Consider the following 14,299-nt stretch of genomic DNA (forward strand, 5'->3'; position numbering starts at 1 on the left):
GGCGGGTTCAGGGGGCCTTCGCCAGGGCGTGCCCGGCGAAGAAGTCGAGCATCGCCCGGGAGGCGTCCGGCCCCTCCGGGTCGGTATAGGTGCCCTCCGGCTTGCCGCCGGACCAGGCGTGGCCCGCACCGCGGATGCGCCAATCCTCCACCACGACGCGCCCCGTCCGGTCGGAGTAGCGGGTGCGGGTGAAGGGACGGCCGCCGAAGCGGGCATCCGCGCCCTCGACGCTCTCGCTCTCGGCCGCGAGGCCCGACGCCTCGGCCTGGGCCAGGATCTGGTCGGCGTTGCGCACGCTCACGGTGTTGTCGTCGCTGCCGTGGAAGACGATCGTGGGGATGCGTTTGCCCGTGACCGGGGCGCCGAAGCTCGGGCCTGTCCCCAGGCCCGGCGCGCCGACCTGCATCGCCACCAGGGCCGAGCCGAGGTCCCGGGCGCAGCCCGCCGCGAGCCCCGAATGGACGCCCACCGCGGCGTAGAGGTCGGGATAGGCGTGGGCGATGTTGAGCGCCGCCGCGCCGCCCGCGGACATGCCCGCGATGTAGACCCGCGCCGGGTCGATGGCGTGGTCGGCCATCACCGCCCGGGTGATGCCGGCGACGATGGCCGGCTCGCCGGTCTCGCGGCCCTGATCCCCGGGGTCGTACCACTTCCAGCACTTCTGCGGATGGGCCGACCGGCTCTGGGCGGGGTAGGCCACGAAGATCCCGAGGCGTTCGGCCAGGGCGTTCATGCCCGTGCCGGCGGCGAAGTCGTCGGGGTTCTGGGTGCAGCCGTGCAGCATGACCACGAGGGGCGCCGCCTGCGGGGCGCCGGGAATGAACAACTTGTAGTCACGCGATCCCGCCGGGACCGAGAGGCTGCGCGCCACGAAGCTGCCGCCCGGGGCGGTGCCGCGAGGGGCGGTGCCGCCGGCGGTATCGGGCGCCGGCCCGCGCCGGGCCCCGCCGAACCCCTCGAGCACCGGGGCGAGGCCGCGCATCACGCTGTCCATCACCTCACGCACCCGCAGCTCCGCCCCGGAGGGGTGGGGCGCGGCGTCCGACGGCGCAGGCCCCCGGCCGGTGAGGGTGCGCTGGATGAGGGCGGTCGCCTCGTCCAGCCGGCCGAGCCCTGTCAGCCGGGCGGCCTCGGCCAGATCGGCCAGGGTGTCGCCGGACTTCGGATCGGGCTTGCCGGAGATGTCGGACATGGGTGTCGCCTCGTCTCGGGGATGCGCTCAGCGCAGGCTTTCGGCCAGCGTCGCGCGGGCCGGCTCGGGGGTGAGGCGAAGCCCCCGGAGGGCGGGTATCCGCCCCTCGGCGCGGTTTCCTTGGGCGAAGTTTTCTTGGCCGAGGTCCCCATGGCCGAGGTTTCCTTGGCCGAGGTTTTCTTGGCAGAGGTCGACCGTGCTCGTCTCGCCCCCCGGCATGCGCATGCCGGCGAGCGCTGCCCCCTGCGCCATCGCTGAGCCCCTACCCCCCGTGCGGGTGGGATATAGATTGGGTATTTTGCATTGCAATAGCACCTTATTGCACCGCAGCAAAAGCCGTGGGATCAGGCCGGCTCCCCGCCGCCGATATAGTCGCCCCAGATCGCGCTGCCGCCCAGGCCCGCGCGGAAGGCGTCGTGCCGCTCCCGCTCGGCGTCGGTCAGGCGGCTGCGGAAGGCCCGGGGCACCCCGGAGGCGGCGCCGGGCAGGTCGGAGGCGGCGGGGGCGGCGGCCTCCGCGACGAGGAGGCCGAGGCTCGTCTGCTTGCCGCCGAGCAGCTCGACATAGACCTCGGCGAGGATCTGCGCATCGAGGAGCGCCCCGTGCTTGGTGCGGCGGGAATTGTCGATCTCGTAGCGGGAGCAGAGGGCATCGAGGTTGTTGGCCGCGCCCGGATGCTTGCGCCGGGCCATGGGCAGGGTATCGACCACGTCCTCCAGCCGGATCGGCGGCGGGGCGTCCGCCCCGAGGCGGGCGTATTCCATGTTGAGGAAGCTCACGTCGAACGGGGCGTTGTGGATGACGAGGCGGGCGTCGCCCAGGAAGTCGAGCAGGCCCTGCACCACCTGGGCGAAGACCGGCTTGTCGGACAGGAACGCGTCGGACAGCCCGTGCACCCCGAACGCGCCCTCGGAGACGGCCCGCTGCGGGTTCACATAGCAGTGGAAGGTCTTGCCGGTCGGGATGTGGTTGAACAGCTCCACCGCGCCGATCTCGATGAGCCGGTCGCCGTTCTGGGCGTCCGTGCCGGTGGTCTCGGTGTCGAGGACGATCTCGCGCAGCATTCTGTCGGGTCCTGCCGGTCCGGGGGCGGTGGCCGCCGAACCTACGCCGTTACCGCGGCCGCGTTAACCGGCGGTGCGCGCGGACCGGCGCGGGGGGCGGTCAGCGCGCTTGGTTGCGGAAGAGGCAGACCCGGCCCCGGTCCTCGTAGCCCCCGGGGCAGTCGCGCACGCAGGCGCCGGCGGCGAGCTTGAGCGGCGGCGGGCATTCCCCCACGGGCTGCACGGCGCCGAATCGGCCGTCCGACGGAAGGAGGGCGGCGGCCGCCAGGGCGAGGGCGAGCCCTGCGCCCAGGGCGGCGGCGAGCCGGATCACGGGCCCGCCTTCCCCACCGACGCGCCGGCCAGGGCCGCCACGATCCGCGCCACCTCGGCCTCGGCCGCCGGGAAGCCGCGCCCGGTGTCGATGACGTAGTCCGCCCGCGCCCGCTTCTCGGCATCGGGCATCTGCTTGGCGAGGATCGCCGCGAAGGTCGCCTCGTCCATGCCGGGCCGGGCGAGGACGCGCTCCCGCTGGACCGGGGCCGGCGCGCTCACCACCGCCACGGCGTCGCAGCGCGCCTCACCCCCGGTCTCGTAGAGGAGCGGGATGTCGAGGACCACGAGGGGCGCCCCCCCGTGCGCCGCGACGAAGGCGTCGGCCTCGGCGCGCACCAGGGGGTGGACGAGGGCCTCGAGCCGGGCGAGGCGCTGCGGCTGCCCGAGCACCGCCGCCCGGAGCGCCCCCCGGTCCACGCCGCCCCCCGCGTCCAGGACGCCCGGGAAGTCCCGGCCGATGGCCCGCGCCGCCGCGCCGCCCGGCCCGTAGAGGGCGTGGACCGCCGCGTCGGCATCGTGGACGGGCACGCCCCGCGCCCGGAACAGGCCGGCGGTGGCGGACTTGCCCATGCCGATGGAGCCGGTGAGCCCGAGGACGAAGGGGCGTCCGCCGCTCACGGGCGCAGGTCCGCGACGATGGTGTCGCGCAGGGCCGCCGTCACCTCCGGGCGGACGCCGAACCACGCCTCGAAGCCCGGCACCGCCTGGTGCAGCAGCATCCCGAGCCCGTCCACGGCGGCAAGGCCCCGGGCGCGGGCGGCGGCGAGGAGGTCCGTCTCCAGGGGCGCGTAGACGATGTCGGCCACCGCCGCCCCCGCCGGCAGCGGCGCGAGGTCGAGGGTCAGCGGCGGCTGCCCCTTCATGCCGAGCGACGTGGTGTTCACGAGGAGCCCCGCCCCGGCGAGGGCCTCGGGCAGGTCCGCCCAGTCCAGCGGCTCGGCGACGCCCGGCGCCAGGGCGGCGACCGCCTCGGCCCGCCCGGGGGTCCGGTTCGCGACGCGGATGCGGGAAACGCCCCGCTCGGCGAGGCCGACCACGATGGCCCGGGCGGCCCCGCCCGCCCCGAGGACCACCGCCCCGCCGCGGGCGGGCCAGCCCCCCCCGAGGCTCTGGTCGAGATGGGCGCAGAAGCCCGGCGCGTCGGTGTTGTCCCCGTGCAGGCGTCCGTCCCTGCCGACGACGAGGGTGTTGACCGCCCCGATCCGTTCCGCCCGCGGCGTCAGCGTGTCGGCGAGGGCGAAGGCGGCCTCCTTGTGCGGGATGGTGACGTTGCCCCCCGCAAGGCCCGAACCCCGCAGGCCACGCAGGAAATCCGAGAAGTCCTCCGGCGCCACGTCGATGCGCTCGTAGGACCCCGCGATCCCGTGCGCCGCGAGCCAGTGCCCGTGGATCAGCGGCGAGCGCGAATGGGCGATGGGGTGGCCGACGACGAAGGCCCGGATCATGCCGCGCAGGCCCCGGCGAGGTGGCAGCCGGGGCCGCCGGCCTCCTCGATCTGCAGGGTGGCGTGCCCGATGCCGAACCGCGCCCGCAGGCCCTCGGCCGTCTCCGCGAGGAAGCCGTTGCCGGGGTGCCCCTCGCCCATCACCAGATGGGCGGTGAGGGCGACGCTGGTGGTGCTCATCGGCCAGATGTGCAGGTCGTGCAGGTCCGCGACGCCCGGCCGCCCGCGGAGGAAGGCCTCCACCGCGTCCGGGGAGATCTGCGGCGGTACGGCGTCCAGGGACATGGCCACGCTGTCGCGCAGCAGGCCCCAGGTCGCCCAGACCACGAGGGCCGCCACCACGAGGCTCACCGCCGGGTCGATCCATTCCAGCCCCGTCGCCCAGATGGCGAGGCCCGCCAGCACCACCCCCGCCGACACCGCCGCGTCGGCGGCCATGTGCAGGAACGCCCCGCGGATGTTGATGTCGTCCTTGGCACCGCTGGCGAAGAGCCATGCCGTCAGCCCGTTCACGAGGATGCCGATGGCGGCCACGACCATCACCGTCCCACCCGCCACGGGCTCCGGGTGGATGAGGCGCAGGATCGCCTCCCACATCACCGCGCCCATGGCGATGAGCAGGAAGACCGCGTTGAACAGGGCGGCGAGGATCGAGGAACCCCGCAGCCCGTAGGTGAAGCGGGCCGTCCGCTGCCGCCGCACGAGGACCGAGGCGACCCAGGCGGCCACGAGGCCGAGCACGTCCGACAGGTTGTGGCCAGCATCGGCCACCAGGGACATGGCGTTGGCGGCGTAGCCGTAGCCCGCCTCGACCCCGACGAAGACCGTGTTGAGGGCGATGCCGAGCGCGAAGGCCGTGCCGAAATGCTTGGGCGCATGGGTGTGGCCGCCGTGCCCGTGGCCGCCATGACTGTGGCCACCGTGGTCGTGGCTGCCGTGATCGTGGCCGCCATGCGCGTGATCGTGTCCGGCCAAGGGCCCCTCCCCATCGTCCCTGAGCATCTTCCGCCGAAATCGTGGCCGGTTCGGCGCGGGAAGATGCGGCCGCGTCGATGAACCCGGGCACCTCCGGCGATCCATGGATCGCAGGCGGCGCCCTAGAATCCCAGGAGCCCCCCCGCCCGCAGGCGGGCGAGCAGCGGCAGCAGCGGAAGGCCGAGCACCGTGCTGTGGTCGCCCTCAACCGCCTCGAACAGGTGGATGCCGGGCCCTTCGAGCTGGTAGCCGCCGACGCTCGTGCAGACCCGCGCCTCTCCCGCGCAAGCGAGATAGGCCGCGATCCCCTCCGCTGCGAGGGGGCGCATCGTCATCCGCGCCGTCTCGACGAACAGGTCGACCCGCCCGTCCCGGACCAGGGCCACGGCGGAATGCAGGCAATGGGTGCGGCCCGCCAGCCGGGCGAGGTGGCGCCGCGCGTCCTGCGCGTCGGCGGGCTTGTGGAAGACGGTGCCATCGAGGGCGAGCACCTGGTCGGCGCCGACCACGACCCGGCCCGGATGGCGGGCGGCCACGGCCTCCGCCTTGGCCCGCGCGAGGGCGAGGGCGAGGTCCGGGGGGGCGAGGCCGTCCGAAGCCGCCTCCACGGCGCGCTCGTCCACGCCGGGCGATTCGGTGTCCACCGGCAGGGCCGCGCTTTCCAGAAGCAGCCGGCGCGTGGCGCTGGTGGAGGCGAGGAGGAGGGGCGCCGGGCCGAGCCAGGGAGAATCCATGGCCCCAGTGTCACGGATCGCGGCGGCGCGGCAAGGGACCGATCGCGGCGAGGCGGCGGTGTGTGCGACGCGCCCCGCCGCCGGATTCGAACCGGGCGGCAGGGCTGTCGCCGGGGCCGTTACGCCACCTGACCCCTGCCGGAACAATGGCAGGAACCGGTTAGCCGAACGTCAACGCGACCGGCGGGACAGGCCCGGAACGGCCTTGTCGCTGATCGTATGGCGCGCCGCCATCGCGGTGTTGATCTCCCAGAGGAGCAGGTCCGCCGCCAGCCGCAGGGCGCTATGGCCGCTCCGGCCCAGGGCCACGCGCAGCTCGACGGCCTTGGCCGCCGCGACGCTCAGCGGGTCCGTCTGGGGCGCGGGGGCCGGCGCCGGAACCAGGGCCGTGGCTTGGCTCGGGATCGGGCCGGACCACGCATGGATGTCGGTGACGTCGATGATGACGCCGCGGCCGGTCATCAGGCCGCCCTCGTCCAGGGCGTACTGGCCGCGGCACTGGAGCCATCGGATCTCGCCGTCCGCCGCGATGACCCGGAACTCGACGAGGAAGGGGCCGCCGGCCCGGGTCACGTCCAGATGGATCTGGCGCATCACCGCGCGGTCATCCTCCTGGATGTGGCCCGTCAGCTCCTCGAGATCGATGAGCTGATCGGGGTGGAATCCCTCGAGCTTCAGCATCCCGGCGGCCTCGGTGTCGAGCGACGCGAGGCGGCTGCCCACGTCGATCTCCCACATCCCGACGACGCTGGTGACCGCCAAAGTCCCCATCTGACGGTCCAACAAAGACCCCATCGAATGCCCCTACGGATCGAACCGCGAGGCGCCAACTCTAATGAGTCCCGACCGTCGCACAAGTCATGTTTTTTGGGTCCGTACTGGACACTATGTGTTCATCGAGTCGAAGAAGTCAGTGTTCGTCTTCGTCTGCCGCAGCTTATCGAGCAAGAATTCGATGGCGTCGGTGACGCCCATCGGGTTGAGGATACGGCGCAGGACATAAGTCTTCTTGAGCGAATCCGGCGGAACCAGAAGTTCTTCCTTGCGGGTACCGGACCGCGTAATGTCGATAGCCGGGAAAATGCGCTTGTCGGAAACCTTCCGGTCGAGAATGATTTCCGAGTTTCCGGTGCCCTTGAACTCCTCGAAGATCACCTCGTCCATGCGCGACCCGGTGTCGATGAGCGCGGTGGCGATGATCGAGAGCGAGCCGCCCTCCTCGATGTTGCGGGCGGCGCCGAAGAAGCGCTTGGGCCGCTGCAGGGCGTTGGCGTCCACGCCGCCCGTGAGCACCTTGCCGGAGGACGGCACCACCGTGTTGTAGGCGCGGCCCAGCCGGGTGATCGAATCGAGCAGGATGACCACGTCGCGGCCGTGCTCCACGAGGCGCTTGGCCTTCTCGATCACCATCTCGGCGACCTGGACGTGGCGGGTGGCCGGCTCGTCGAAGGTGGAGGCGATGACCTCGCCCTTCACCGAGCGCTGCATGTCGGTCACCTCCTCCGGGCGCTCGTCGATGAGCAGCACGATGAGGTAGCACTCGGGGTGGTTGAGGGTGATCGACTGCGCGATGTTCTGCATCAGCACGGTCTTGCCGGTGCGCGGCGGCGCCACGATCAGGGCGCGCTGGCCCTTTCCGATCGGGGCCACGATGTCGATGATCCGGGGGGAGAAGTCCTTCTTGGTCGGGTTGTCCAGCTCGAGCTTGAACCGCTTGGTGGGGAACAGCGGCGTCAGGTTGTCGAAGTGGACCTTGTGCTTGATCTTTTCCGGGTTCTCGAAATTGATCGTGTTGACCTTGAGGAGGGCGAAGTACCGCTCGCCGTCCTTCGGGCCGCGGATCGGCCCCTCGACGGTGTCACCGGTCCGCAGGCCGAAGCGGCGGATCTGGGTCGGCGAGATGTAGATGTCGTCCGGACCCGGCAGGTAGTTCGAATCGCTGGAGCGCAGGAAGCCGAAGCCGTCCTGCAGCACCTCGACGGTGCCGGCGCCGATGATCTCGACATCCTTCGAAGCGAGCTGCTTCAGGATGGCGAACATCAGCTCCTGCTTGCGCATGGTCGAGGCGTTCTCGACCTCGACCTCCTCGGCGAAGGCCGTGAGGTCGGTCGGCGTCTTGGCCTTCAGCTCGGAGAGCTTCACCTCGCGCATGCCCGCGAGGGCGGCCACGGCGGTCTCGGCCGGCTCAACGGTCTCAAGATCGGCGAGGGCGTCGGAGTCTGTCGTCATGGAGTGTCTTGAACCGACGAAGGGACGGGAGAGGGAGGTCGGTTTCGCGCCAAACGCCCGGGGAAGGGCTCTGGAGGGCGGGCCGCACCGCGGCGTGAGGCCCGTACATCGACTTTGGCAAACCGTCTTGGCGGGACCCTGTGTGCTCACGGGCGCGCTGTGGCGCTGACCTTATGAGGAGGGCATGGCTTGCATATCGCGTTTCCGCCGCGGGCTCAAGGGCCTCGTGCCGCCCCATGCGCCCGGGGGAGGCCTGACGGGGCGGAACCGGGCCGGCGTGCGCCCGTTCACCCTGCCGTTCACCGCGCCGCAGCGAAGGCCGCGCGGGCCCGTCCCAGGATCCCCAGCGGGATTACGAAAGCCGTTCCCGATGCGCGATGACACCACCGGCCGGACGATCGTCACCCACGAGCCGCGCCGGATCCCCTGGCTCGACATCGTCTTCGGCTTCGGCCCCATGCTGCCGATCGCGGCGGGTGCCGCCCTGGCCTGGTGGCTCCAGGGCCAGCCCCTCGATTACCTCGTGGCCCTGTTCACCCTGCTCTACTCCGCCTCGATCCTGTGCTTCCTGGCCGGCGTCCACCGGGGCGTCAGCTTCCGCACCGAGGGGGGCCCGCGCCTGTCGCAACTGCTGACGATGCTCGTCCTCTACGGTCTGGGCCTCGGCAGCCTGTTCGCCGCGGTGATGGGCAAGGCGGTGATCGGCCTGTCCATGCTGATCCTCGGCTACGCCCTCGTCGCCATCCTCGATCCCCTGGAGGCGCGCACGGGGGCCGTGCCCCTCGCCCATGCCCGCCTCCGGCCGATCCAGATGCCCATCGCGGTGGTGAGCCTCGCCGTCCTGCTCTGGATCAAGCTCAACGCACCCTACTGACGGCGGCGCTTGCCGCTCCCCGACCGGCTGCGTTAGAGCCCGGGGGAGCGGCCGCCTGGGCCTGAACCGGATAGCAGCGGCTCCCCCGCGGGGGCCTGCGGGAAGCGAACGATCACGCCATGTCGAAGGCCGAGAGCAGGGCCGACACCCTGAAGCCCCGCCTGCCCCGGGGCTTCGTGGACCGCCGCGCCGACGAGATCGCCGCGCAGGCCCGGATGCTGGACACGATCCGCACGAGCTTCGAACTCTACGGGTTCGAGGCGCTCGAGACCCCCTTCGTTGAGTACACCGAGGCGCTCGGCAAGTTCCTGCCCGACCTCGACCGGCCGAACGCGGGGGTGTTCTCCTTCCAGGACGACGACGAGGCGTGGCTGTCGCTGCGCTACGACCTGACCGCGCCGCTGGCCCGGTTCGTGGCCGAGAACTTCGATTCGCTGCCCAAGCCCTACCGCAGCTACCGGAACGGCTACGTCTTCCGCAACGAGAAGCCGGGGCCGGGCCGCTTCCGCCAGTTCATGCAGTTCGATGCGGACATCGTCGGCGCGCCCACCGTGGCCGGGGACGCCGAGATCTGCATGCTGATGGCCGACACCCTGAACCGGCTCGGCCTCGCCGGCCAGTTCGTGGTGAAGGTCAACAACCGCAAGGTGCTCGACGGGGTGATGGAGGCCGCCGGCCTCGCCGGCCCCGACAAGGCCGCCCAGCGCCTCACCGTCCTGCGGGCCATCGACAAGCTCGACCGCCTCGGGGTCGATGGGGTCCGCGACCTGCTGGGCGCCGGCCGCAAGGACGAGAGCGGCGACTACACCAAGGGCGCGGGCCTGCCCCCCGAGGCGGCGGACCGCATCCTCGCCTACGTCTCCCTTCAGGCCGATGCGGACGAGGGCGCCGACCGGGTGGCGTTCTGGGACACATTCTTCACGGGCTGGCACGCGGCGGTGGGCGAGTCCGAGACCGGCCGCGAAGGCATCGCCGAGCTGCACGCGATGATGCGCCTGTGCGGGGCGGCGGGCTATGGCCACGACGTGATCCGCGCCGACCCGAGCGTGGTGCGCGGCCTCGAATACTACACGGGCCCGGTCTACGAGGCCGAGCTGACCTTCCCCGTCACCAACGAGGACGGGCAGACCGTGCGCTTCGGCTCGGTGGCCGGCGGCGGGCGCTACGACGGGCTGGTGGGGCGCTTCCGCGCCGAGCCGGTGCCGGCGACGGGCTTCTCCATCGGCGTCTCGCGCCTGTTCTCGGCCCTGCAGCTGGTGAAGAGCCCGCTGCTCGCCGGCACCGAGGTGCCCGGGCCGGTGGTGGTGCTCGTCCTCGACCGGGAGAACATGGCCGACTACCAGCGCCTCGTGTCGCTCCTGCGGGCGGACGGCATCAAGGCCGAGCTCTACCTCGGCGCCGCCGGGATGAAGGCGCAGATGAAGTACGCCGACCGCCGCCGCGCCCCGGTGGCGATCATCCAGGGCTCGAACGAGCGCGCCGCCGGCGAGGTCCAGATCAAGGACCTGATCGAGGGCGCCCGCGCCGCCGGAAACATCGCCAGCAACGCCGAGTGGAAGGCCGCCCGCCCGGCCCAGTTCTCCTGCCCGGAGACGGAGCTGGTCGCCCAGGTCCGCGCGGTGCTGACGCGGCATTTTTCGGAGGCGCGGGGCTGAGGGGCGCCATCTCCTCTTGTCGCAACTGACCCATTGGATTAGCTTCGATGGCGCGGGCTATCCCCGTCTGCGTCGTGGAGACACCGGAATTCCTGTCCGCCACGCGCAGGCTCATGGGGGACGAGGAACGCGCGCTGCTGGTGGATTATCTCGCTTACAATCCAACCGCAGGGGACCTGATCCAGGGGACCGGTGGTCTTCGAAAGGTGCGATGGGGCCTTGAGGCGCGCGGCAAGAGCGGCGGTGCGCGGGTGATCTACTTCTTCCACGACCCAGGGATGCCGCTCTTCGCGCTGACGGCTTACGCGAAGAGCGAAAAGGCGGACTTGAGCCAGCAGGATCGCAACGATTTCAAACGGTTGACGTCGCTGCTGGTGCAGCGCTCCAAAAGGAAGAGCCCATGAGCACGGTGGCCGACAGCATCCGCCGGGGTCTCGAGCAAGCCGTCGCCTACGCGGACGGGCAGGGGGACGAACGCGATTACGGGGTCCACATTCCCGAGCGTGTGGACGTGAAAGCGATTCGCGCCAAGCTGGCCATGACGCAGGAAGAGTTCGCGGGTCGCTTCGGCTTCTCGGTGAACACCCTGCGCCATTGGGAGCAGGGATCCCGCCAACCGGAAGGGCCGACGCGCGCGTACTTGATCGTCATCGATCGCGCCTCGCAGGCGGTCCAGCAGGCCTTGCAAGCGGTCTAAGCGGAGCAGCGAACCCATGTCCAACGACCGGATGCCGGACCTCCTGGCCGAGAGCCTGACCGACGCGCAGCGGGAGGCCGCCGCGGCGTTCCGGGCCGAGCGGGGGGTGCCGGTGTTCGGCCCCTTCACGCCGCTCCTGCGCAGCCCCGAGATGATGCAGTGCGCCAGCCGGATGGGGCTGTACCTGCGCTACCGCAGCGCCCTGCCCCTGCGGATCAGCGAGTTCACGATCCTGGTGGTCGCCCGGGAGTGGAGCCAGCAGGTGGAGTGGCACATCCACCACCCGATCGCCCTGAAGGCCGGCGTCGCCCCCGAGACCGCGCAGGCCCTCGCGGAGGGCCGCCGCCCGGCGACGATGAGCGCCGACGAGGCGCTCGCCTACGACTTCTCGGTGGAGTTGCAGCGCCACCGCGCGGTGAGCGACCCGACCTACGCCGCCCTGGTGGCCCGGTTCAGCGAGCAGGGGGCGATCGATCTCACCGGCATCAACGGCTACTACGCCCTGCTCGCCATGACGATGAACGTCGCCCGCACGGCCCTGCCCGAGGGCGCCCCCCGCCCGCTTCCCACCCTCACGCCCTGAGCACGCCCTTGGGTGGGGCCCGGGGGCAAGGTCCCTGGGACAGGCAGGCCGCCGCCCCCGCACACGGTCCCGGACCTTCCGAAACCGTCGCTCGGGGCGAGGCCCCGCTTGTGGCCGCCGCCGCTTCGGTCTAACCCCCGGCCTCCCATTCCCTCCGGCCGGACGAGAGCCATGGTCGCCCAACCCCGCGCCGAGCCGGCGCGCCGCCCCGCCGACCCGAGGGTCGCCGGGGCCCGCATCCTCGTCGTCGAGGCCCGCTACTACGACGGCCTCGCCGACGAGCTCCTGAAGGGCGCCCTCGGCGCCATCGCGGCGGCCGGCGCGCAGGCCGAGGTGGTCACCGTGCCCGGCGCCCTGGAGATCCCCGCCGCCGTGGCGATCCTCTTCGCCACCGGCGCCTACGACGCCGTGGTGACGCTGGGCTGCGTGATCCGCGGCGAGACCGGCCATTACGACATCGTCGCCGGGGAGAGCGCCCGCGCCCTGATGGACCTGTCGGTGGACCGCCGCATCCCGCTCGGCAACGGCATCCTCACCGTCGAGACCGAGGATCAGGCCTGGGCCCGCGCCCGCGTGGCCGAGATGGACAAGGGCGGCGGCGCGGCCGAGGCGGCGCTCGCGGTCCTGGCGATCAAGCGGGCGGTGGAAGGCGCGGCGACCCGATGACCGGAGACGACATGGCCGGAGACGACAGGGCGGGAGACGACATGGCCGGTGACGACATGGCCGGCCCCGAGCAGGCGCGACACGGCAAGGCGGCCGGGGGCTCCCCCGCGTTCAACCCCCGCAGCGGCGCCCGCCTCGCGGTGGTGCAGGCGCTCTACGAGATGGACATCTCCGGCAAGGGCGTTCTCGACGCGCTGGCCGAGTTCGAGGCCCACTGGATCGGCCGCGAGGTCGACGGCATCGCGCATCCGCCCGCCGAGCCGGCGTTCTTCCGGGATCTCCTGCGCGGGGTGGTGGACGAGCAGCGGGCCATCGACCTGCAGCTCGACGGTGCCCTCAGCGAGGGCTGGCCCCTGCGGCGGATCGAGATCGTCCTGCGGGCGATCCTGCGGGCGGGCGCCTACGAGCTGATGTTCCGCCCCGACGTGCCGGCCAGGGCGGCGATCTCGCAGTACGTGGACGTCACGCACAGCTTCTACAACGCCGACGAGCCCGGCCTCGTGAACGCCGTCCTCGACCGGCTCGCCCGGCAGGTGCGGCCCGCCGAGGTGGCCGAGCGGGCGCAGACCGGCAAGCCCGGCCCGAAGCGGGCCTGAGCCGTGGGCGGCACGGCGCCTCCCGCGGGAGCCGGGGCGCCCCGCGTGAGCGAGGACGGGCTGATCGCCCGCTACTTCGCCCCCCTCGCCGGCCCCGGCGCCGACGGGATGCGCGACGACGCGGCGACGCTCACCCCCTCGCCGGGCTGCGACCTCGTCCTGACCGCCGACGCCATCGTGGCGGGCGTCCACTACTTCCCCGACGATCCGCCCGCCTCCATCGCCCGCAAGGCGCTGGGGGTGAACCTGTCGGACCTCGCCGCGAAGGGCGCGGCGCCCCGGGGCTTCCTGCTGACCCTGGCCCTGCCGGACGACTGGACGGAGGGCTGGCTCGCCGCCTTCACGGCCGGGCTCGCCGACGCCTCGGCCGCCGCCGGCTGCCCGCTCCTCGGCGGGGACACCGTGCGCTCCGGCGGCCCGGCGCTGATCGGCGTCACCGCCTTCGGTGAAGTTCCCACCGGGGGGATGGTCCGGCGGACCACCGCCCGGATCGGCGACCGGCTCTGCGTCAGCGGCACCGTCGGCGACGGGGCGCTGGGCCTGCTCCTGCGCCGGGATCCCGCCTGGGCCTCGGCCCTCGACGGGGGGATGCGCGCCCACCTCGCCGACCGCTACCTGCACCCGCGCCCGCGCCTGCCCCTCGCACCGCTCCTGCGCCGGCATGCCAGCGCGGCGATGGACGTGTCGGACGGGTTCGCGGGCGACCTTGCCAAGATGCTGGGGGACGGACGCGGGGCCCTCGTGGAGGCCGGGGCCGTGCCCCTGTCCCCCGCCGCCGCCGCGGCGCTCCGGGCCGAGCCGGGGCTGGTCGTGCCGGTGCTCACCGGGGGCGACGACTACGAGGTGCTCTGCGCGGTGCCTCCGGGGGCGCTCGACGCCTTCCTGGCCGAGTGCGCCGGAGCCGGCCTCGCCATGACGGCCGTGGGCACGGTGGTGGCGGGCGACCGGGTGCCGGCCTTCGCGATGGCCGACGGCACCCACCGCCGCTTCGCCGCGGGCGCCTTCAGCCACTTCTGAAACCCGCCACGGGTCCCTCCCCCCGGCGCGGGGGAGGACACGCCCGGCATTGAGGCAGATGACACGATAGCGCGTGGGGGCAGGACCCTGCAAACAGGATGAACATTGCGGAAGCGTGACTCCCCTCTCCCGGCTGCTGCGCAGGGCAACGTGCCCTGCAGAGAGGGAAGGGCATCTCTCGATCAGACGGCGACTATCTGCCGTCTATCCCAATACCGAGTCCTGCCCCGGACATCTTCAGCCACATCTCTAGCCTGC

The 14,299-nt window shown here is 72.4% G+C and carries 18 protein-coding genes; 8 read left to right on the top strand and 10 right to left on the bottom strand.

The window, feature by feature from the left end; all coding sequences use genetic code 11:
• Positions 1-7: 7 nt before the first annotated feature.
• The 10 genes from MKK53_RS06310 to rho form a co-directional block, all read right to left on the bottom strand.
• Entirely contained in the window at positions 8-1,192 is a 1,185-nt protein-coding gene (locus MKK53_RS06310) for a PHB depolymerase family esterase (RefSeq protein ID WP_243927837.1), read from the bottom strand.
• A 27-nt stretch (positions 1,193-1,219) separates the two neighbouring features.
• Positions 1,220-1,444 (bottom strand): hypothetical protein, encoded by a 225-nt coding sequence (locus MKK53_RS06315; protein ID WP_243927838.1) that lies wholly within the window; start codon positions 1,442-1,444, stop codon positions 1,220-1,222.
• 92 nt (positions 1,445-1,536) lie between these two features.
• Positions 1,537-2,256: a DNA polymerase III subunit epsilon gene (dnaQ, locus tag MKK53_RS06320; RefSeq protein ID WP_243927839.1), complete on the bottom strand. Its 720-nt coding sequence runs from the start codon at positions 2,254-2,256 to the stop codon at positions 1,537-1,539.
• A gap of 100 nt (positions 2,257-2,356) precedes the next feature.
• A complete protein-coding gene (locus MKK53_RS06325; RefSeq protein WP_243927840.1) occupies positions 2,357-2,569 on the bottom strand; it encodes a hypothetical protein in 213 nt (70 codons plus the stop codon).
• Positions 2,566-3,189, bottom strand: a complete 624-nt coding sequence (gene coaE / locus MKK53_RS06330) for a dephospho-CoA kinase (protein ID WP_313901530.1) — start codon at positions 3,187-3,189, stop codon at positions 2,566-2,568. The genes MKK53_RS06325 and coaE overlap by 4 nt, the downstream gene beginning before the upstream one ends.
• Positions 3,186-4,016 (bottom strand): shikimate dehydrogenase, encoded by an 831-nt coding sequence (locus MKK53_RS06335; protein WP_243927841.1) that lies wholly within the window; start codon positions 4,014-4,016, stop codon positions 3,186-3,188. The genes coaE and MKK53_RS06335 overlap by 4 nt, the downstream gene beginning before the upstream one ends.
• Positions 4,013-4,990: a cation diffusion facilitator family transporter gene (locus MKK53_RS06340; RefSeq protein WP_243927842.1), complete on the bottom strand. Its 978-nt coding sequence runs from the start codon at positions 4,988-4,990 to the stop codon at positions 4,013-4,015. The genes MKK53_RS06335 and MKK53_RS06340 overlap by 4 nt, the downstream gene beginning before the upstream one ends.
• A gap of 122 nt (positions 4,991-5,112) precedes the next feature.
• Positions 5,113-5,724, bottom strand: a complete 612-nt coding sequence (locus tag MKK53_RS06345) for a Maf family protein (protein WP_243927843.1) — start codon at positions 5,722-5,724, stop codon at positions 5,113-5,115.
• Positions 5,725-5,895: 171 nt separating this feature from the next.
• Complete coding sequence (locus MKK53_RS06350) at positions 5,896-6,495, bottom strand: PAS domain-containing protein (protein ID WP_243927844.1); 600 nt, start codon at positions 6,493-6,495, stop codon at positions 5,896-5,898.
• Between the two features lie 114 nt (positions 6,496-6,609).
• Positions 6,610-7,953 carry a transcription termination factor Rho gene (rho, locus tag MKK53_RS06355; RefSeq protein WP_243927845.1) on the bottom strand — a complete coding sequence of 448 codons (1,344 nt, stop codon included), beginning with the start codon at positions 7,951-7,953 and terminating at the stop codon, positions 6,610-6,612.
• A 370-nt stretch (positions 7,954-8,323) separates the two neighbouring features.
• Between rho and MKK53_RS06360 the strand changes: the two genes are divergently transcribed.
• The 8 genes from MKK53_RS06360 (at position 8,324) to thiL (ending at position 14,041) form a co-directional block, all read left to right on the top strand.
• Positions 8,324-8,827, top strand: a complete 504-nt coding sequence (locus tag MKK53_RS06360; RefSeq protein ID WP_243927846.1) for a DUF3429 domain-containing protein — start codon at positions 8,324-8,326, stop codon at positions 8,825-8,827.
• 119 nt (positions 8,828-8,946) lie between these two features.
• A complete protein-coding gene (hisS, locus tag MKK53_RS06365; protein ID WP_243927847.1) occupies positions 8,947-10,482 on the top strand; it encodes a histidine--tRNA ligase in 1,536 nt (511 codons plus the stop codon).
• 47 nt (positions 10,483-10,529) lie between these two features.
• Positions 10,530-10,886, top strand: coding sequence for a type II toxin-antitoxin system RelE/ParE family toxin (locus MKK53_RS06370; protein ID WP_243927848.1), 357 nt, complete (start codon positions 10,530-10,532; stop codon positions 10,884-10,886).
• Positions 10,883-11,179: a helix-turn-helix domain-containing protein gene (locus MKK53_RS06375; protein ID WP_243927849.1), complete on the top strand. Its 297-nt coding sequence runs from the start codon at positions 10,883-10,885 to the stop codon at positions 11,177-11,179. The genes MKK53_RS06370 and MKK53_RS06375 overlap by 4 nt, the downstream gene beginning before the upstream one ends.
• 16 nt (positions 11,180-11,195) lie before the next feature.
• Positions 11,196-11,762 carry a carboxymuconolactone decarboxylase family protein gene (locus tag MKK53_RS06380; RefSeq protein ID WP_243927850.1) on the top strand — a complete coding sequence of 189 codons (567 nt, stop codon included), beginning with the start codon at positions 11,196-11,198 and terminating at the stop codon, positions 11,760-11,762.
• Positions 11,763-11,933: 171 nt separating this feature from the next.
• Positions 11,934-12,428 carry a 6,7-dimethyl-8-ribityllumazine synthase gene (ribH, locus tag MKK53_RS06385; protein WP_243927851.1) on the top strand — a complete coding sequence of 165 codons (495 nt, stop codon included), beginning with the start codon at positions 11,934-11,936 and terminating at the stop codon, positions 12,426-12,428.
• Between the two features lie 56 nt (positions 12,429-12,484).
• Positions 12,485-13,024 (top strand): transcription antitermination factor NusB, encoded by a 540-nt coding sequence (nusB, locus tag MKK53_RS06390; protein ID WP_279598852.1) that lies wholly within the window; start codon positions 12,485-12,487, stop codon positions 13,022-13,024.
• A 45-nt stretch (positions 13,025-13,069) separates the two neighbouring features.
• A complete protein-coding gene (gene thiL, locus MKK53_RS06395; protein ID WP_243927852.1) occupies positions 13,070-14,041 on the top strand; it encodes a thiamine-phosphate kinase in 972 nt (323 codons plus the stop codon).
• Positions 14,042-14,299: the final 258 nt, after the last annotated feature.

The organism is Methylobacterium sp. J-076 (genome assembly GCF_022829405.1).
Classification (GTDB): domain Bacteria; phylum Pseudomonadota; class Alphaproteobacteria; order Rhizobiales; family Beijerinckiaceae; genus Methylobacterium.